The sequence below is a fragment of the Parajatrophihabitans canadensis genome, assembly GCF_053764775.1.
In genome coordinates, this window is sequence record NZ_CM132445.1 from 1,795,900 (window position 1) to 1,813,845 (window position 17,946).

At 62.4% G+C, this 17,946-nt stretch carries 20 protein-coding genes; 9 read left to right on the forward strand and 11 right to left on the reverse strand.

Annotation, left to right across the window (positions count from 1 at the left end):
• Positions 1 to 96: 96 nt before the first annotated feature.
• A complete protein-coding gene (locus ACSMXN_RS08755; RefSeq protein WP_022911476.1) occupies positions 97 to 1,023 on the forward strand; it encodes an HAD family hydrolase in 927 nt (308 codons plus the stop codon).
• Between the two features lie 58 nt (positions 1,024 to 1,081).
• On the opposite strand, the gene ACSMXN_RS08760 is transcribed toward ACSMXN_RS08755, so the two are convergent.
• The 5 genes from ACSMXN_RS08760 to ACSMXN_RS08780 all read right to left on the reverse strand — a co-directional run bounded on the left by ACSMXN_RS08760 (position 1,082) and on the right by ACSMXN_RS08780 (position 7,304).
• On the reverse strand, positions 1,082 to 1,954 hold the full coding sequence (locus ACSMXN_RS08760) for a serine/threonine-protein kinase (protein ID WP_455407733.1): 873 nt from the start codon (positions 1,952 to 1,954) through the stop codon (positions 1,082 to 1,084).
• A gap of 11 nt (positions 1,955 to 1,965) precedes the next feature.
• Positions 1,966 to 2,640, reverse strand: coding sequence for a GAP family protein (locus ACSMXN_RS08765; protein WP_022911477.1), 675 nt, complete (start codon positions 2,638 to 2,640; stop codon positions 1,966 to 1,968).
• A 128-nt stretch (positions 2,641 to 2,768) separates the two neighbouring features.
• The gene (locus ACSMXN_RS08770; protein ID WP_022911478.1) at positions 2,769 to 5,396 is read right to left on the reverse strand and encodes a LuxR C-terminal-related transcriptional regulator; all 2,628 of its coding nucleotides are present in this window, start codon (positions 5,394 to 5,396) and stop codon (positions 2,769 to 2,771) included.
• Positions 5,397 to 5,574: 178 nt separating this feature from the next.
• Complete coding sequence (locus tag ACSMXN_RS08775; RefSeq protein WP_022911479.1) at positions 5,575 to 5,844, reverse strand: hypothetical protein; 270 nt, start codon at positions 5,842 to 5,844, stop codon at positions 5,575 to 5,577.
• A gap of 26 nt (positions 5,845 to 5,870) precedes the next feature.
• Positions 5,871 to 7,304, reverse strand: a complete 1,434-nt coding sequence (locus ACSMXN_RS08780; protein WP_022911480.1) for a hypothetical protein — start codon at positions 7,302 to 7,304, stop codon at positions 5,871 to 5,873.
• A gap of 266 nt (positions 7,305 to 7,570) precedes the next feature.
• On the opposite strand from ACSMXN_RS08780, the gene ACSMXN_RS08785 reads away from it, so the two are divergent.
• The 3 genes from ACSMXN_RS08785 (at position 7,571) to ACSMXN_RS08795 (ending at position 9,000) form a co-directional block, all read left to right on the forward strand.
• Positions 7,571 to 8,002: a DUF6325 family protein gene (locus ACSMXN_RS08785; protein ID WP_027138975.1), complete on the forward strand. Its 432-nt coding sequence runs from the start codon at positions 7,571 to 7,573 to the stop codon at positions 8,000 to 8,002.
• Between the two features lie 23 nt (positions 8,003 to 8,025).
• Entirely contained in the window at positions 8,026 to 8,388 is a 363-nt protein-coding gene (locus ACSMXN_RS08790) for an SHOCT domain-containing protein (protein ID WP_022911482.1), read from the forward strand.
• Positions 8,389 to 8,511: 123 nt separating this feature from the next.
• Positions 8,512 to 9,000, forward strand: coding sequence for a DUF1269 domain-containing protein (locus ACSMXN_RS08795; RefSeq protein WP_027138976.1), 489 nt, complete (start codon positions 8,512 to 8,514; stop codon positions 8,998 to 9,000).
• 33 nt (positions 9,001 to 9,033) lie between these two features.
• Here ACSMXN_RS08795 and ACSMXN_RS08800 read toward each other — a convergent pair whose 3' ends face one another.
• On the reverse strand, positions 9,034 to 9,234 hold the full coding sequence (locus ACSMXN_RS08800; protein ID WP_022911484.1) for a hypothetical protein: 201 nt from the start codon (positions 9,232 to 9,234) through the stop codon (positions 9,034 to 9,036).
• 306 nt (positions 9,235 to 9,540) lie between these two features.
• Between ACSMXN_RS08800 and ACSMXN_RS08805 the strand changes: the two genes are divergently transcribed.
• The gene (locus ACSMXN_RS08805; protein ID WP_155958215.1) at positions 9,541 to 10,017 is read left to right on the forward strand and encodes a hypothetical protein; all 477 of its coding nucleotides are present in this window, start codon (positions 9,541 to 9,543) and stop codon (positions 10,015 to 10,017) included.
• A gap of 160 nt (positions 10,018 to 10,177) precedes the next feature.
• Here the strand turns inward: ACSMXN_RS08805 and ACSMXN_RS08810 are convergent, their stop codons facing one another.
• Together ACSMXN_RS08810 and ACSMXN_RS08815 are read right to left on the reverse strand one after the other, a co-directional pair.
• The gene (locus ACSMXN_RS08810) at positions 10,178 to 10,687 is read right to left on the reverse strand and encodes an RDD family protein (RefSeq protein WP_022911487.1); all 510 of its coding nucleotides are present in this window, start codon (positions 10,685 to 10,687) and stop codon (positions 10,178 to 10,180) included.
• On the reverse strand, positions 10,674 to 11,474 hold the full coding sequence (locus ACSMXN_RS08815) for a hypothetical protein (protein WP_155958217.1): 801 nt from the start codon (positions 11,472 to 11,474) through the stop codon (positions 10,674 to 10,676). The genes ACSMXN_RS08810 and ACSMXN_RS08815 overlap by 14 nt, the downstream gene beginning before the upstream one ends.
• Before the next feature lie 188 nt (positions 11,475 to 11,662).
• Here ACSMXN_RS08815 and ACSMXN_RS08820 point away from each other — a divergent pair, with 188 nt between their 5' ends.
• Positions 11,663 to 12,037 carry a phage holin family protein gene (locus tag ACSMXN_RS08820; protein WP_155958219.1) on the forward strand — a complete coding sequence of 125 codons (375 nt, stop codon included), beginning with the start codon at positions 11,663 to 11,665 and terminating at the stop codon, positions 12,035 to 12,037.
• A 5-nt stretch (positions 12,038 to 12,042) separates the two neighbouring features.
• Here ACSMXN_RS08820 and ACSMXN_RS08825 read toward each other — a convergent pair whose 3' ends face one another.
• Complete coding sequence (locus ACSMXN_RS08825) at positions 12,043 to 12,369, reverse strand: SHOCT domain-containing protein (protein WP_051148747.1); 327 nt, start codon at positions 12,367 to 12,369, stop codon at positions 12,043 to 12,045.
• A 206-nt stretch (positions 12,370 to 12,575) separates the two neighbouring features.
• On the reverse strand, positions 12,576 to 13,499 hold the full coding sequence (locus ACSMXN_RS08830) for a formylglycine-generating enzyme family protein (RefSeq protein WP_027138978.1): 924 nt from the start codon (positions 13,497 to 13,499) through the stop codon (positions 12,576 to 12,578).
• Positions 13,500 to 13,701: 202 nt separating this feature from the next.
• On the opposite strand from ACSMXN_RS08830, the gene ACSMXN_RS08835 reads away from it, so the two are divergent.
• Both ACSMXN_RS08835 and ACSMXN_RS08840 read left to right on the forward strand, forming a co-directional pair.
• Positions 13,702 to 14,499, forward strand: a complete 798-nt coding sequence (locus ACSMXN_RS08835; protein ID WP_022911492.1) for an SDR family NAD(P)-dependent oxidoreductase — start codon at positions 13,702 to 13,704, stop codon at positions 14,497 to 14,499.
• Between the two features lie 129 nt (positions 14,500 to 14,628).
• Positions 14,629 to 16,464 (forward strand): CopD family protein, encoded by a 1,836-nt coding sequence (locus ACSMXN_RS08840; protein ID WP_081648889.1) that lies wholly within the window; start codon positions 14,629 to 14,631, stop codon positions 16,462 to 16,464.
• 14 nt (positions 16,465 to 16,478) lie between these two features.
• On the opposite strand, the gene ACSMXN_RS08845 is transcribed toward ACSMXN_RS08840, so the two are convergent.
• Positions 16,479 to 17,297 (reverse strand): hypothetical protein, encoded by an 819-nt coding sequence (locus ACSMXN_RS08845; RefSeq protein WP_455407734.1) that lies wholly within the window; start codon positions 17,295 to 17,297, stop codon positions 16,479 to 16,481.
• Between the two features lie 73 nt (positions 17,298 to 17,370).
• Between ACSMXN_RS08845 and ACSMXN_RS08850 the strand changes: the two genes are divergently transcribed.
• Complete coding sequence (locus tag ACSMXN_RS08850) at positions 17,371 to 17,844, forward strand: MarR family winged helix-turn-helix transcriptional regulator (protein ID WP_027138979.1); 474 nt, start codon at positions 17,371 to 17,373, stop codon at positions 17,842 to 17,844.
• Positions 17,845 to 17,946 lie beyond the last annotated feature (102 nt).

A 17,946-nucleotide genomic window follows, 5' to 3' on the forward strand; every position in this document is an offset into this window, starting at 1 on the left:
GCGCAACGTCCAACGCGGCAGTGCAGTGAGGAGTGCGTAGGCCGAGGTGCCAGCGCTCACTGAGGCCGCGGAGGACACAAGATTCCGGAGACGCCAATGCCCGAAACGCTGAGCTCGTGGAATGACACCGCTACGCGCGCTGTCATCACTGACTTCGTGGCGAGAGTGAGCGCCGAGGACTCCGCAGATTATGTGCCGGAGCCGGAGCGCATCGCAGTATTCGACAACGATGGCACGCTCTGGCCTGAGAAACCGATGCCGGTCGAAGTCGGTTTTCTGCTGCAACGGATGGCCCAACTGGCCGAGCGGGATCCCTCGCTACGTCAGCGGCAGCCGTTCAGCGCCGCCTATGAGAAGGATTACGCATGGCTCGGGTCTGCGATCACCGAGCACTACCAGGGCGATGATACGAAGGTCCACGCGCTGATCGGTGGCGTCCTCCAGGCCTTCGCCGGGTGGACAGTCGAGAAGTACCAGGACGCCGCCCGGGACTTCCTTTACACCCAGCAGCATCCCACGCTACGGCGTCCGTATTCAGAGATCGGATATCGGCCGATGTGTGAGTTGCTGAGTTATCTGACCGAGCACGGGTTCACCACGTACATTGCATCCGGGGGCGATCGGGACTTCATGCGGATGGTCACGGCTCACATGTATGGCGTCCCTCCCGAGCGGGTTATCGGTAGTTCAACCGGTCTGCGATACCAGCAGGGCTCGATCGTGTACCAGGCAGAGATGGACATTTTCGACGACGGCCCGGTGAAGCCAGTTCGGATCTGGGCGCGCACCGGCGTGCGCCCGTTGATAGCCGGGGGGAACGCGAACGGCGATATCGAAATGCTGGAATTCGCAGCGCCTCCCGGCCGTACGGCGCTCGCGCTGGTGGTCTCACATGATGACCCGGATCGAGATGTTGCCTACAACGCCGGCTCGGAAAGACTCCAACTGCAGGCCTCGGAGCAGCAGTGGACCACCATCAGCATCCAGCACGACTGGTCAACCGTATTCGCGCCGGCGCACTAGGCCCTCGATGACACGTCACGATCTGGTGACCATCCAAGGCGGTGTGGCCCCGGCCGTATCAGCCGCGTAGGCCGACAGCGATCTCGGCCGCCGAAGGCCGGCTGCGCGGATCGCGATTGCACATGGCCGTGAATAGGGGTTGAGCCGGCTTGCTGATTCGGGATCGGATCCGGGGTGGTACCTCGGGTCGACGTCGGAGCCGTTCCAGCGCGGTCTCGCTCAGGTCACCGCCGTCTGGGTATACCGGAGCGCCAGTAAGGCATTCGATGAGCAGTAGTCCCAGGGCATAGACGTCGCTAGCGGTGGTAAGAGGTTCGCCAGTGACCTGCTCGGGACTGAAGTAGGGCACAGTACCGGCTGGTTCGACGTTGAGTGGTCCGATACTTCCGATGTCCAGTTCTCCCGTTGGCCCTAGGCGCGCGGCTATGCCGAAATCCGCGAGTCGAACTCCATGCTGATCCGCCTCTCGAAGAGGGTTGTCGAGTAAGACATTGGCAGGTTTAACGTCGCGGTGGACGAATCCATTGCGGTGCAGATACGCCAACCCGCTGGCCAACGCGAAACCGATGTCTGCAGTCTGAGACCAATTGAGCGTTGAGCCCCGCACCCGTTGGGCAAGAGTCGTCGGCAAAAGCTCGTAGACCAGATAGCCGTATTGGTGCAGGCTGTCGTCCAGATCTATGCCCCCGTCATAGAGGTGCAGCAGGTCAGGGTGGTTGAGGCAAGCCATCGTGTGCAGTTCGGTGTGGAACCGTGGCAACGCAGCAGGGTTGCCGTCGAGGGCGAACATCTTGACCGCAACGGCTCGATTGAGCTTGGTGTCCGATGCGCGCAGGACGACTGCGTGCGCACCACGGCCTATCTCGCCCATCAGCAGATAGCGCTGAGCGAGCAGGCCCTGCATCGACTGGTCACCGTGATGGAAAGTCACGCTGGGCATGATCACGAGATGATGCCGATGCCATCGCCGACGAGTTTCAGCCCGATCACAAAGAACAGAACCGCCATGATCGCAGCGTTGTTGGCGATGAACCAGCTACGCCACGAGTCGAGGGTGTGAACGGCCTTCGCGCCGGTGAAGAAGAAGACTGCCACCGGCGCCAGGACGCCAAGCGAACCGATGAGCACGAACAACGCCAGCGCGACGGCCTGCTCGCCGCCGGACGCGCCGGTAGCAGCGATGGAAGAGGCAGCGGCAATTGTCAGCACCCCGTTCTTGGGGTTGACGGTCGCCAGGAGCGCGCCTAGGCCAAGAGACTTGCCAGCGTCCATCGTGTCGAGTCCGCTCATCCATTTCGGTGGCGGCACGGCTTCGCCTGCGGCCGGGCGCGTTCGCCATTGACGTCCTGCGAACACCAACAGGACAAGGCCGAGTATCAGCTTCAACCAGCCTGTCCAGGTTGCCGGTCCCTCATCAGCGGAGGCATCGGCTGGCCCGGCGATGGCAAGGACTATGACTCCGAGTACCGCCAAGCCCAACACCCAACCAAGTGCAAAGCAGGATCCGGTGGACCTGCCGTGAGGTGTTGCTAGCAACAGGATTATCGCGACGATCGGCAACGGACTGACTGCGACGCCGGCCGCAAAACCCAACATCGAACCAATTGCGGCACCCACTAGTTCGAGCCCCCTCTTGGTCCAGGCCTAGGACATTCAATCTTCGAGATCAAGAGCACGTTGTGCCTCATCCCAACGGAATGGTCGGAGGTTTGTTGGCCGGGCTCTCTCGGGAGCGCACGAACGCCCTACAGCAGTTCGAGATATCGGGCTCGCGAAACAGCGTCCCGGCGGCCGGCCGCGGGTAACTTGCGATAGATCGCGGCGATGTGGGTCTTGACGGTATTGATCGAGACGCACAGCTCATTGGAGATCTCGGCAGTTGTCATGGTCGTGGCCAACCTGCGCAGCACCGCGATCTCGCGTTCGGTAAGGGCCTCGGGGAGTGGGCCGGTGGCAGGATGGCCCGCTGGCGGCTGGCTGAGTTCCATGCTCCCGGTGACCGGTTCGGGCCAAGCCGCCCGCGCCTCCGCGTGCCGTGAAAGCACGCCCGCGAGCTCGTCCTGGACATCTGTGAAGGGCTGGATGGTGTATTCGGTACCGAGGTCGGCCGCGCGCAGAATCTCCTCCACTGCCTTCGCGTCGTTGCCCTTGCGTGCGGCGACTGATGCCGAGGTCAGCAGCGCACTCAGAAGCATCGGTAGCGGCACGTTGTTCTCGGCCGAGATCAGCACGGGCCGGATCGATCGGCAGGCGGCGTCGGCGTCTCCCAGCTTCAGGTACGCCCGTGCGGCCATGATCGTCAGCATCGTGTCCTTGGATTTGACTGGGTCTTCAGTCAGTAGCTTGAGGGCGGCGTTCGGACGTCCCAAGCGCGTTTCGATATCGGCGCGGGTCAAGGTCCAGGTTCGCTTCAGCAAGGCGGGTAGCGGCCGCGCGAGCTCGGGCGCGGTGAGAAGCTGCTGATACGCGTCAGGCACCCGCCCGGCAGCTATGAGGACGTGCAATCCCAGTAGGACGATCGCGGCTCGCATCGAGGCGTCGGCGTCGGCGTGCATGCGCTGGCGCGCTCGACGAAGGGCGCGGTCGGCACCGGCCAGATCCATCTTCAGGTAGGCGGCGTAGGCATGCGCGAGATGGTGCACACTCAGTCGCCGAAGGTGTGGGAATTGTCGGATCAACGCCAGGCTCTGTGCCTCGCACATCCGCGCATGCTCGGATCGACCAGCATTGGTGTACGCCAGTTGCAGCAAGCCCTGGCACTCCAGCTCGAGGGCGGGGACACCGGCTTTGCGCGTCAGGTCCAATACATCCAACAGGAGCTTTTCGACCTCGGCGTGTGGGCTGGCGTCCCAGTAGTGCGCGCTAGCCTGTCCGAGCCGAACGGCGGCGCGTAACCCGACCGTGGATCGCACCGCGCCGGCCTTGGTCGGGAGGCTGAGAAGTTGTGCCGCCGCACGATCGAGCTCGGCCACAGTACCGGCCTGGTGTGCCGCAACGACCTCGACAAGCGCGGCTGTGGCTTCTACGTCTGGACGCAGCTCAGCACTGCGCGCTTGGACGAGGTGCTGCTCGGCCATCTGCAGTTCACCTGACATGACGGCGACTGCAGCTCGAGCGACACGCACTTCGGGCTCATCGAAATCGGCGATTGATTCCCCACTCGGGCCAGTCGTAAGACCGCCTAGGCCTAGGTCGATGATGTCCTGGCGTTCTACGAAGGCTCGAGCAAACCCACCATGAACGAGCACGGCAGAAGCTCGGTTCCAATCTTCGGCGGCGACGGCGAAGCGCATTGCCGCACCGAGATCGCCTTGTGCTTCGTACCAGGCCGCGGCGCGGCGCTGCAGTTCTGCCGTCTCGTCCGGGTACTCACGCCGGAGCAGGTAACGCAGAATGTCGTTCAACAGTTGGTGATAGCGGTAGCGGTCCGTGTCACGATCAAGCGGCAGCACGAAGGAATTCGTCCGCGACAATTCGTTCAACAGGACCGAGCTGTCGTCGATGCCGGTTACCGCGGTAGCAAGTGGTCCGGTCACCTCATCGAGAAAGCTGGTCTGCACAAGCAGGCGTCGTACTCTGCTGGGCTGGCGGTTCAGCACTTCTTCCATGAGGTATTCGCCGACGCTGCCTTGGTCGAGCGCGAGTTGGGTCACGAATCGTTCGGGATGTTTCGAACCGGCCATGCTCATCGCCGACAGCCGCAGGCCCGCGGTCCAGCCCTCAGTCCGCTGCGTGAGCAGGGCAAGTTCGCGTCCGGGCAGCGTTACTCCGTATGCGTTCAGCAGAGTCTGGGTCTCGCTCCGCGTCATTGCCAGGTCGGACGCGCGCAGCTCACAGATCTGCCCCGACAGGCGATAGCGATGCAGCGGTAGCAACGGATCGCTTCGAGAACTCAAGACGAGCCGCAAGCGGGGGAAACCGTAGCGGATGATCGCATCGATCTCAGCGAGCACCTCGCCGTCGGTGAGTACATGGGCATCGTCGATGACCAGTAGGTGTTGTGCGGGACCCGGAATGGCTTCGAGTAGGGCCGAGAGGAAGCGCGAGGTATCGCCCGGATCATGAGGCAACGTCGCGAAACTGTCGGTCTCGCCGACTATGCCCGCCGCGAGCAATGCCTCGCCGACCATCGGCCACAGCCGCTTGCTGTCGTTGTCGGGTGCCTCAAGGGAGAGCCAAGCTGTCGGCATGTTCACGCTGGCGACCCAACTGCTCAACAGCACGGTCTTGCCAGAGCCTGGACCAGCGGAGACGAGGGTCAACGGCCCACGGGCGCCGCCGTTCAGCCGGGCGGCCAGCCGAGGGCGTGGCACGAGATGCGGTGGCAAGGAAGGCGGCGAGACCTTGCTTGCGACTGCAGATGAAGCGCCCATCCGATCACTCGCTCCTGGGATTCCGCCCCCGTAACCCCGGCGTGCTCGTGCGTTCGGGATTGAGTGTCCCGCCTCGAATCTAGGGGCTGTGCTCGGAATGTCTACAGAAGTGATCTTTTCGTGATATTGCGCCCGCAACGATTCCCCGGGTTCAGGTGTTGGCCTAGCCTTGGTCATCTCAGCGGTCTCGCGTCGGCCGCACGCGTCTGATATCGACCAGCTCCAGTCCCAGTGCTCGCACCCGATCGAGCAGTCCGTGCAACGCGGCTTGATCGAGTTCGCCAGAGAGCACGGTCGACGTCGGCTCGGTCTGCAGATCCAGATCGGCGAAGGCCTCTTGGGCAGCTGGTCCGAGCGATCCGACCACGCGGATTTCGTAAGTCACTCGGGACACCGCGCCTCCCGCTGCACTTGCCGTCGGCGTTGACTCGTCGTCGGCTGAATCCATAATCGCTGTTGAAGTGGCGGCCTGAATCACCCTTCGGGGGTGAGGGCAGCCTGTGGGCCCGCCGGCGGTGAAGCGGCCGGCGGTCGAGCGCCATCCGAGTCCGAGTCTGGTGTCGGCTTGAGTGAGTAGATCAGCAGAATGAGCAGGGCAACCACGACAAATACCACGATGACGGTCACCAGACCAGGGTTGGTCCACAGCACGAGTATCAGCGCCCCGACGGCGCCGATAGCAACGGAGACCAGCAACCGATTGGCTTCGAGGGTCTTGCCGAACTGGCTACTGCTCAGCTCACGCGAGGCCTTGCGCGGAAATACCATAACCGCGTGCCGGATTGATCGAGCCGCCCTCGCCGGGCCGCTGAGCCAAGCGCCGAGCGCAAGCAGCAGCACCGCCAACAGCACCAGTCGCAAGCCTAGCCGGAGATAGCGGACGAGAGTGTCGAAGATCCGCCCGGCGGTGTCGGTTGAGAGGTAGGTCCCGGGCAAGGCGTTGAGGTACTGGTGGCGCGCGATGGCGAGCACGAGGGCCAAGAGGACTAGCCCGGCTGCAGTGGAAAGCGCAGCAACGATCAGAGCGCGCCGCCGCCGCCGGGCCGCGACGACCGCGGCGATCAGGCACACGAGTGCGAGAATCGGCACCCAATTCGCCGCGTTATCGAGCCAGCGCACATAGCGCCGCGCCGACTCGATACCGCTGACCTGGGCGACCTCGATGGTCGCGCCGACACTCGGAACATTTGCGGCTACGGTGAGTCCGGCGTTGACCAGCTGCTGTTTGACCTGATCGACTATTGGACCCAGATTCAATACGACAGTGTCGTTGGCGATGGAGATGGCGTTCTGACTACCGTTCTTGCCGGTGAGCACGGCGACGAGCTGACTGTGCGCCGCACGGTTGATCTCAGTCCATAACGTTGTAAACGCGGGGCTCTGCACGAATCTGGTCGCGACGGTATTCACCAGGGAGTTCGCGGCGCTCTGGAGTGGTCCCGCCAACACTTGTGCCCTGGGCGGCAAGACGTCGGCGAGCAGGGCTTTGATGTCGACGTTGTTTTCGAACTGGGTATCGATCGCTTTGATCACACCCGCTTGGACGCCCGGATCTGAGGCCAGTGGTGACAACGTCTGTACATAGCGGTCGGTATTCAAGACGAGGTTCCGGCCCCAGATCGCCGGCACCGACACGGTGGCGAGCACCGCCGTGAGCACCAACAAGATGACGACGAGCGTTGTCCGAGCCACGTTGAGAACACGCTTGCCTAACGTGTTTCCGTGCTCAAGGGCAACCTTCTGCCGTCGAAGTTCCTCGTTCTCCGCGCGTAAGGTCGCTAGCTCTTCTGCTGATGGGTCCGTCGCGCTGCCAGTCGTGTCGGCCGCGCCGCCAGTCGTGTCCGCCGCGCCGTCAGTTGTTTCGGCGGCCGAGACCGACTTGGCGTCGCCCGCGTCCTCTTCTGCCACCCTCGACTCCTCGGTGCGGTCTCCTCGTTCGGCCGGTGCTCAGAGCAAGCTGAGCTCAGGACATTAGCTTGACGCCGGGCCTTCGTGTCGTCGTCATCCTGGCCGGATGAGCGTCCATCGATGCTAGGGCGGCCGCTTGCCGCCAAGCCGCTCGGTGGCCGCAGCCGCCAGCGTCGCCTTCGAGGCATCATCCGCATTGGGTGAGTCGCACGGGCAGCCAGATGCCTACGTTTCACCTCAAGGATGACGGCCGGAAGGAATCAACCATGGCTAGAGGCCCAATCGAGTATCTGCTCGTAAAGTTTCCCGACAATCGCTTTCGGGCTGAACTTGTGCCGGCCCTCATCAACCTCGTCGAGATGAACACGGTTCGGATCCTCGATCTGGTGGTAATTAGCAGGGGTGCCGACGGAACGGTCGCTTCGATGGAGATTGACGATCTCGACGAGGACGTGCGCGAACTCTTCTTCGAGCTCGATGGCGAATACGACGGCCTCATCAGCGACGCGGATATCGAGCTTGCCGCCGCAGGGGTCGAGCCAGGGAGTACGGCTGTCGCGTTGATCTGGGAAAACACCTGGGCCGCAGCCTTTGCCGAGGCGTTGCGAGATGCCGATGGTGAAGTAATTGCAAACGAACGAATTCCCCGACCGGTCGCAGAAATGGCGTTGGCCGCCCTCGCCGAGTCGTCCGCCTGAATCACTATCTGAGGAGTGAGCACATGATTCGTCGTGGCTTCGGTCGAGTGGGCCGGCCTGGCTTGCTGGGCACGATGGCTCGAACGGCTGTCATCGCCGGGACGGCAACCGCCGTCTCCGGCGGCGTGACGAGGCGGCAGAACGAGCGAGCAGCAACACAGCAAGAGGCGGCCGCGTACGAGCAACAGCAGCAGATTGCCGCTGCGCAACAGCAGATGCCGACGCAGAACTGGCAGAGCACGCCGCCGCAGTCGGCAGCCGCGCAGCAACCGGCGGGGTCGGACACGATTCTGACGCAATTGACCCAACTTGGTGATTTGAAGGATCGCGGCTTGCTGACCGACGCTGAATTCGAGACCCAAAAGGCGCGCTTGCTGGGTACGTAGCGGTTGTGGTTGCCGCCGAAACGCCGACCACATCCAAGCATCGAACGTCCGCCAAGCGATCAACACCAAGCGTTCAACACCAAGCGATCAACACCAAGAGTTCAGCAATGAAGGGATATGGGCATGGGAACACTCACCGTCTGGAAGTTTCCGAATGCGGAAGGCGCCGAGATGGCTCTCGACACACTGAAGAGCCTGGAGAAACAAGGTCTCATCGACGTCTATGACGGTGCAGTAGTTTCCTGGCCGGCCGGGACGAAGAAGCCGAAGACGCGACAGATGCATTCAACCGCAGGCTCCGGCGCGCTCGGCGGTTCGTTCTGGGGATTTCTGTTCGGCCTGATCTTCTTTGTGCCCCTGCTGGGGATGGCGATCGGTGCCGCCACGGGCGCGCTTGCCGGATCACTGTCAGACGTGGGCATAGATGACGAATTCATCAAGAACGTTCGCAGCGAGGTCACGCCCGGTACTTCGGCGCTGTTCGTCATGACGGGTAATGCGGTCATGGACAAGGTGCATGATGCCTTCGGTGGACAGCAGCCAACTCTGATCTTCACGAATCTTTCCGAGGAGCAGGACAAGGCCTTACGGGGGGCTTTCGCCGACGCTTGATGCACCGGTGACGGGCAACCGCTCGAACAAGGCTCAGTGTTCGCGTCGGACCTCGACCAGTTCGAGCGCGAGCGATTCGATTCGCTTGAGGACGCCATAGAGGCCCGCTTGGTCCAGCGAGCCAGACAGCTCGGTGACGCCGTCCTTAGGCGCGACATCGAGGCCCTCGAATCCTTCCTGCGCCGCCGGACCAAGTCGGCCAGCCACACAGATGCGATAGCGATGCGTTCTCACGGGTCTCCTCGTTCGAAGTGGGCTCATCTTCTGCTCAGATGAGCTCCACTGATCTCAACGTTTGTACTCGGGTCCAAGTGACGCAGTTGTACAAACAAAGATCTGTGGTTCTCAACTCACAGGAACCCGAGCGTTAGCATCACATTCCTTTAACTTCGGACCCGCGAGCCTGGGCGGGGGATGCGCGGTCCCTACGGCCGGTAGCCGATCGACCGCCGATCGACCGCCGATCGACCGCCGGTTGACGCGCGTCATTCATGCGCGGCAGATGAGGCGGTGAGCTGTCGGCCGCTTATGGTGGTGTGGGTGAGTAGCTTCCGCCTGCCACAGCCCGAGCATCGGTCGTTCGCGCCGTTTATCGCGGCCCTGGCTCTGGCGGTCAGCGTGTTCGTCGCGGGATGCTCTTCGTCCTCCTCACCGCAGCCAACTGGGTCGACAGCCGGCGGATCCACGTCGTCAACCGATGGCCTGGCCGCACCCACCCCGACGGCGTGCGCATCGATTCAATCGAGCCTGAGCCAGCTCACGTCGACGTTGACGAATACCAGTTCTACCAGTGCTGAAAAGGTGGCGGCCGTGAAGACCGCTGTGACCGAACTTGCCAGCACAGCCACCAATGCAAGCGGCGCGCTCAAGGATCAGCTCAGCAAGCTGAGTACGGATCTGCAGACTTTGGGTCAGGTCTTGTCAGATCCCGCAAAGTCCAAAAGCGAGGTTGCGCAGTGGATCAGTAACGTGGTTTCCGACGTGAAGGGCCTGAAAACGGATTGTCAGAGTTCGTGATCAATTAGCTCGCCAGCACCAGCGAGCCCAGGAACATCAGTACCGCGGGCAACCTGCGCGGCAGGTAACAACTCACTGGCCGACTGTGAGTTGTTTGGGACGGGCGGGCGGGAGAGGACCGCCGGAGCCTGGGAAAAGGTTGCGGCTGGAATGCGTTTGTTCAGCTCGGATCCAAGAGCCGGGCATCGCCTTCGGTCTGCGGCGCCCAGTCGTAGATGACCGACGTCCGCAGGACCATATCTTGCAGGGAACGGTTGGCGGGGCTGAAAAGCGTCCAGAGAAGCCCGATCGGGAAGACCACACACAGCACCGCGCGCAGTACCGCCCCTGGCAACCGCATCCTGCGTCCGTTGATGTTGATAACGCGAAGGCCAAGCAGCGCGTCGCCGTACGTACGTCCCGTGGTACACCATGACAGCGTCAAGTAGGGAACCACGATCACGAAGCCCACCAACGGAATACTCCAAGCGAAGCTGTCAGGCCAGCTGAAGCTGGTGGGGTTCACCGCGAACAGCACCGCAGCGAGTGCGAGGTAGCAGCCGGTAACGATCGCGACGACGACCAAAAGGTCAACCGCCGCAGCGATGGTGCGCGAGACGATGCCGGCGCGGTGGCCCTGGAAGGGACGGCCGACCTGCGGAACCGGGGACGGGTGCTCAGTCGGTGTCATCGTGCCCCGTCCGAGCCTGAGTGTCCGTATTTCGCCCTCGCCGTCGGAGCACGATTCGATCGACGATGCGGTTGACCCGTTCATCTGCCTCGATGCCGCGCATTCGCAGGCCGACGACCGTCTCTGATGCCATCGCGCCGCTCGAGTCCCGGATGATTTCCGGAAGGTCAATCTCATCGATGACTTCGCGGGCCAAGCCGGCCAGGTCCAGGCGACCGATAATGGCGTCAATGTCGATTTTCGCGGCGATCGCATCTATGTCGATCCGGTTGATTACGGCTTCGAGGTCGACCGACGCCACGACTTCGTCAACGTCCACCCGGTCCAGAACCCGCTGGATGGGTACTCGATCGACGATGGGATCAAGATCGATCCGCGCGGCCACCGCGTCGATGTCGACAGCCTCGATGATGCGTTGCAGCACAACCCGATCGAGGACGAGCTGAGTTAGGTCTATCCGGTCGAGCACAGCGTTCAACACCAACGGAACCAGCTCATTGACCAGCTCTGCAAGCCTGGCCGCTTGCACCTGGCGGGCGACCTGGCCGCGCTCAGCGAGCTGGATCAAGCGGGTCTGTGGCCAGTATTTCTTCGGGACCAGCGGCGGCCGCAACAGGACCGCGCTCAATGGTTGCGCGACGCGACGCGTGGCGTTGACGGCAACGGAAGACAACCGAATCGCCTGAACACCAATTCCGATTGCGCTGTCGAGTACCAAGGGGTCGGGTCGTTTGACCGCGGGCAGTATCTCGGCTGTCCTTTCGCGGCGGTTCGTTTCGTCTGCCACGACGCGCACCTCCAGCCCGTTGGTCTGCTGTAGGCAGGATCCTACGTGCTCAAATGCGGTAGGGGCTCACGCGCAGAGCGTGATCGTAGCGAGTGCGGCGGGCGCGGTCCCCTGAGCGAATGGTGAATGTTTCAGATCATTCGCCCAGGGGGAGCCGCCACCGTCACGCGGCCTTGTCTACTGGAACCATGCTTATGAGACTTTGCCTTCGCCTCGTAGTACTCGCGGTCATCATCGGTGTCGTGGCTTCCGTGGTGCCCGGAATGGACGTCCACGGTGGCTTTCTCTCGTTGCTATGGATCGCGGTCCTGTTCTCGGTGGTGAATCTGTTCCTCGGCCCGCTGTTTCGTCTGCTCGGCCTGCCGTTCATCGTCCTCACTCTTGGCCTTTTCCTCATTGTCATCAACGCCGCGTTGCTTGCTATAACGGCCGGCATAACCAGTGACCTTGACATCGATTCATTCGGCGCCGCGGTTCTCGGTGGCCTGTTGATCGCCATCTTCAGTTGGCTGGCCGAGTTGGTGCTTCCGCTACGGCGCCGCCGTCATTCACACGAGAGTTAGCAGCTTCACGCGAGGGTCTTGGCCTTCTGGCTGGCGAATTCGGCGTCGGTCAGCACACCCCGGTCGTGCAACTCTGCCAGTTTGGTCAGCTGATCGGCCGCACTCGTGGTGCCGGCGGCCTGCTGGACATAACCGCGAAATGCCTCTTCACCCGCTCGGGCCTGCTTAACGTCCCGTTCCTGCATGCTCGACCCACGGGCGATGAGATACACCAGGCAGCCGAGGAAAGGCAGAATTATCACGAACAGAGACCACGCGGCCTTGCCCCACCCGTTCAGATCACTGCTGCGGAAGATGTCGCTGATGATGCGAATCAGCAGGAAAATGAACATGATCCACAGAAACAACCAGAGGAACGTCCAGAACAGATTGAGTAGCGGATAGTTCTGGCTGTCTGCAAGGAGGAGTTGGTCTGACACGGTTTGATCCTTTCGGCTGCGGACGCGGAATGACGTCACGCTGAGGTTAAGGCGGCGCGCAAGGGTTTGTCCTCATCGTCAGAGAGTGAGAACGCTCGCCGGGCCTTGACCCGGCAAACTCAGGTTGGCCTGACGACGCAGCGAAAACCGAGATGACTTGTGCTGCTACGCACCTGTTGGCCCTGGCGGGCTGCCGGTCGATAGCGGTGGCAGTAGGACTCGGCGCACAAGTGTGAACCGCCCTTCATCACCCGTCGGTCATATTCCTCCAGCGCGGTCGAGGTGTCCTTGGCGAACGGCGAGGCGCCACCGCAGCAGCTGTGTGATTGATCCGGGCCGATTGTGGGCTCGCCACGCATGCGTGATTCATGATCGGACGTCCAGGGTGTGGCGGTCCATTCCCACACGTTTCCGATCATGTCGACGAGACCCCAATCGTTCGGGGGAAAGCTCGCGATCGGTGTCGTACGGGGGTGGCGTTCGTCGAGGTTGAGCCAAGGAAATTCCCCGTGCCAGGTATTGGCCATCCGACGGCCGCGAGGTTCGAAGTCCTCACCCCACGCGTAAGTGGTGTGCGGACGTCCCGCTCTCGCCGCGTACTCCCATTCCACTTCGGTGGCAAGATCTTTGCCGGCCCAGCTGGCATAGGCAAGTGCGTCCTCATAGGAGACGTGTACGACCGGATGGCGCTCTAGACCGGCCAGATTGCTATGCGGTCCCAGTGGATGCCGCCAACTCGCACCCGGAACCCAATGCCACCACCGTTGCCAGTCATCCAGTGGCACCCGTCCTGCGGTCTGCTGGAACACCAGCGAACCCGGTACGAGATCAGCTGGCTCAGCATCGGGAAAGTCGATCGCATCGGGCGCGTTCTCCGCCGTTGTACGGTGACCAGTGGCGACCACGAACCGACGGAACTCCGCATTCGTCACGGGATGCTCGTCCATGATGAAGGGCGCAACGGTCTCTTCGTGGGTCGGCCGTTCCTCCGGGTATCGATCTTCAGCGCCCATCACGAAGTGGCCGCCGGGAACCGGCACCATGTTCTTGTAGATCGCGGCCTTCGCTACCGATTGATCAGACACGCGTTCAGTATGGTCAGACGAAGGGGCTGGTGGGTGCATCTCTCGAGTTTGGTCGCTCTGGCCGGCACTGGACTCACGCCAGGAGGGTGATTCGACGCTGTCTCGATTGCCTCGCGCCCGAGCAGCTGGGATTGGTCGGGACTGATAGGACGGGACGCAGATGGATCTGCAACTGGCGGGTAAGCGCGCGATCGTCACCGGTGCAAGCCGGGGAATCGGCTTCGCAGTGGCAAAAGTCTTGGCGGCTGAAGAAGTTCACGTCGCTCTGGTCGCCCGTAGCCAACAGGCTCTGGACATCGCGTCAGCAGAACTGACGGCGACCGGCGCGAAAGCCTCAGCCAGAGTGTGTGACACGACGGATGACGAGGCAGTGCGGGCGATGGTCGCGCAGGTTGCCCTGGACCTCGGCGGGATCGACATTCTGGTCAACGCCGCTGCCCAGCCTTCGATTCCGGGAGCGTCGCGTCCGCTGCAGGAACTTGAAGACGCAGATCTGCGAGTCGAGATCGACACCAAGGTGCTCGGCTACCTACGTTGCGCAAAGGCGGTGGCGCCGCACATGACCAGTCAAGGTTGGGGTCGAATCATCAATGTCAGTGGCCTGGCGGCGCGCCAAACAGGTTCGGTGTTCGGCTCGATCCGCAATGTCGCAGTCGCAGCCATGACAAAGAATCTGGCCGACGAGCTGGGACCGTCCGGCATCAATGTCACGGTTGTGCACCCGGGCATGACGGCCACCGAGCGCACGCCGGGATTGATTGCAGAGATGGCTGCAAACCGAGGGAGCAGCGAAGAGGAGGTGATTCGCCGGATTGCCGCGGGCATTTCAATCAGACGATTTGTGACCGCGGCCGAGATAGCTGATGTCGTGGCGTTTCTGGCCTCACCGCGGAGCGTGTCGATAAACGGCGAGGCGGTGGCGGTGGGAGGCGGCGTCGTCGGTCCGATCTATTACTGACCACGGCTGCCCCACTGCCTGGCCCGCCCGTACGGCGCAAGGACGATCGTGGTTCACCGGGTAACCGTGATCTTTGTCGCTATTTTAGTATGGATAGGCTTGCCTTGCTTAGGTTAGTCTCGCCTAACTATGAGACGCCTTTGTATCGCTCTGTTGATATTTGCCCTCGCACCGTTCGGCTGGCTGGCGACTGCAAGCTCGGCCGCCGCAGCACCGGTGGTGTCGACCGTGCCTGCCGCGAACTCTGAAGTTCAGACGGCGCCGACGCGGATTCTGATCACGCCCGGCAACGGCGCCAAGTCCGGAACCGCGCGAGTGCTCGACAGCGCAGGAAAGGTAGCCGCTGACGGTCAGCTGTTACCGGTTGGCGACACACTCTCGATGGCGATGCCGGCGCTTGAGGCCGGCGTGTTCACCGTTGCATGGAGCGCCGGTGGCGCGAAGGGAGCCTTCGCCTTCGATATACGCGACGGTGCTGGCTCGCCGGAGACGGTTACCCAGCCCAAGCCCAAGGTGAAGTTGAGTCCGCTCAAGGACAACCTGGTCGAGTGGGTCCCGATCATCTCGATCATGACCTTCGTAGGTGCTTTGGCCTTGCGGTTCCTGGTAACTGCGCCGGCCGCTCGACGTGCCGGCGCGCAAGCGGTCGCAGAGTCAACCGACCGCCGGCTGGTCCGCGTCGCGGCGATCGCGATCGCGTTATTCGTCCCGACGACGTTTGCCCAAATGGCCTATGCAGATGGCACCTTCGACTTCGGCTCGGTGTGGCCTTCATTCGGGGCTGACGGAGCCGGTCATCTGCTTGGTGCGCGACTGTTCTTGACATTGCTTGCCGCAGTCATCGTCATACCGGCAGCGTTTCGACCTGGTCGGGCCTTGGTACCGGTGATGGCAGTCGGGCTGACCTGCGGGCTGCTCGAACTCGCCGCGAGGGAAATACCCTCTGCTGTGCCGGCGAACGTTCCGCGGGGGATCTTCAACACAGTTCTGTACATCGGTCATCTGGTCGGCAGCGCGGTCTGGATTGGTGGCCTGGTCGGGCTCGTCGCGCTGTTCGTGCGCGGTGGGGTGGCGGCCGATGCGCGCGCCAGCTTCTGGCCAGTTGCGATCCGCCGCTTCTCGGCCGTTGCTCTGATATCGGTTGCCACGCTCACCCTGTCGGGACTCTGGCTGTACTGGGTGCACGTTGCCGGCCTGAACCAACTGGTCACGACGCTATACGGGCGGACCTTGCTCGTGAAGCTGATCGTGTTCGGTGGCTTGCTGGCGCTCGGTGCCTTCAACCAGTTCTGGTTGATGCCGCAGATCGACGGATTGCGATCGACAGGCGAGGACCGCTCACTCACTCGCATCCTGCTGTCGCATTTTCGGGCCACGATCGCGATCGAGGTCGTACTGGGCTTGCTCGTGTTGTTCATAGCACCCTTGTTGTCGGGCTCGGCACGCAATCAGGCGTTCCAAGCGAGTCCGGCTGCATTGACTCGCACTGCGTCGGCTGCAGGTAACAAAGTGTCGCTCACGCCGTCCGGCCTGCAGCCTGGTCTGATCGACTACACAATCGCTGTCGATTCAGCCGTAGCACCGCAACTGGTCAGCGTCGGATTTGGTTCTACCAAGTTGGGCGTCGCCGAACAGCAGGTTGCGGCAACTCGTATCGGTCCAGACCTGTACCGAGTCTCCGGCTATTACACCCCTGCTGTTGGCAATTGGCAGGTCAGCGTTCGGCTCGACGACGCCGCCCCGGCGAAGTTCCAGCTGGCGATCAGCAACAAGCCTGCCAAGCTTGCCAAATCTGCAGCGCCAGCGGTGCGATGGACGACCTGGGTGGCCGGCTTCGCCTGGACCCTTGGCGTGCTGCTAGCACTGTTGACGGCGCTGCGGGTATCGAAATGGCTTGCCGCGCGCCGCGACAAGCCCACGCCTCCGCCGGTTTCCGAGACCGAACGGCAGCTCGTCGATGCTTGATCAGGCTGTGCCGTTCACATTCTGGCGAGCGAAACGACAAGCACCACGGCGGCGGCGAATACGTAACCTGCAATGGCGATTGAGACAATACGGGTGCGCTCGACCTCGTCGTGATCCGTCCGCGCTTGCCACCAGGCGAGCAACGGCAGTACCAGAACGGCGTGCAATGTGATGGCGTGGAACCACTTCAGGAAGCCCGCCGTGTCGTAGGCAGCGCTTCGATTCCCCGCCTTGATAAGGCTTTCGCCGCGCGCGATCATTGCGATGCCGGCAGCCAGGCCGGCTAGCAGCAACGCGAATCCTGCTTGCAGCGCAAGCCTCATGCTGGGTGCCGCCGAAATTCTCCCTCGAAAGGCTGTGAGTGCGAGCGTGCCCAGCACAATGACCAGCACGGCACCGCCGGCGGCAAGGCTGTAAGCGATGACTGCGTCGAACGTTCCGACGTTGTTGAAATGCGATGGCACGTTGCGCCAAGCCTGAATCGTGATTCCGGTTACCTCGACGATGCAGTCTGCGGCGAACACCCCGAGTAGCCAGCTGCGGCTTCGCTCGGTCAGCGTTAGATAGGACGCTACCCAGGTGATCGATATCAGCACCGTTCCGAATGACAGGCCGAACGTCGCGGGTTTGCGCCATGACAGCGGCCCCAGCCACGGCCTGGAATCGATAATCGCTATACCCAAGTGGAACAGGCCGGAGGCAACCAGCAAGAGGCCGATCAGATAGCAGGCTTGCTCGACACGGCGCGCGGACGTGAAGGCGACCCGCGCCTGAACGACCAGTCGACTGCGCATCAGGGCGTGACCGCGCATATCACTGGTCAAGGACGGCACCCATCAGGCGAAATCGTGTTTGCCATAGAATAGTTATATCACAGAATGATTATCTCGGAGCTACAGTGTGCAGGTGTCCTCGTCTTCTCCGGTCGGTGCCCGCGGCGGCATCGCTTTCCTGCTCGCCCAACTTGGCGACCAGGCGGCCGAACAGTTCTCCCTCGCCCTCTCCGAACACGGGCTCACGCCGCCGCTCGCCGGCATCATGAGAATTCTTCGGTCCGAACCCGGACTGAGCCAGCAACAGCTGGCCGAAAGACTCGGTATGGCGCCGAGTCGAATCGTCAGCTTCGTCGATGATCTGGAAGCACGAGGCTGGATCGAGCGCTCACGCGACTCGACCGATCGTCGCGTCAACGTGCTCACTGTGACTCCCGCTGGTCGGGAGGGATTGAAGTCCATTGCGCTGGTCGCGCGGGAACACGAGAAACGAATTACGGCCGGTCTGGACGATGTCGACCGGGCTCGTCTGCTCGAGATCCTGACCCGACTGGTGGCGCATCAGAAGCTCGCCCCCGGGGTGCATCCCGGCTATCGCCGACTCTGAGCGTCCCTCCAAACACCGCTCGGACTCGGCCCCAGACCTCGCGCCCGCCATCCTTCTAGCCATCCGTCCGGTCATCCTTCTGGTCATTCTTCTGGGCGGGCG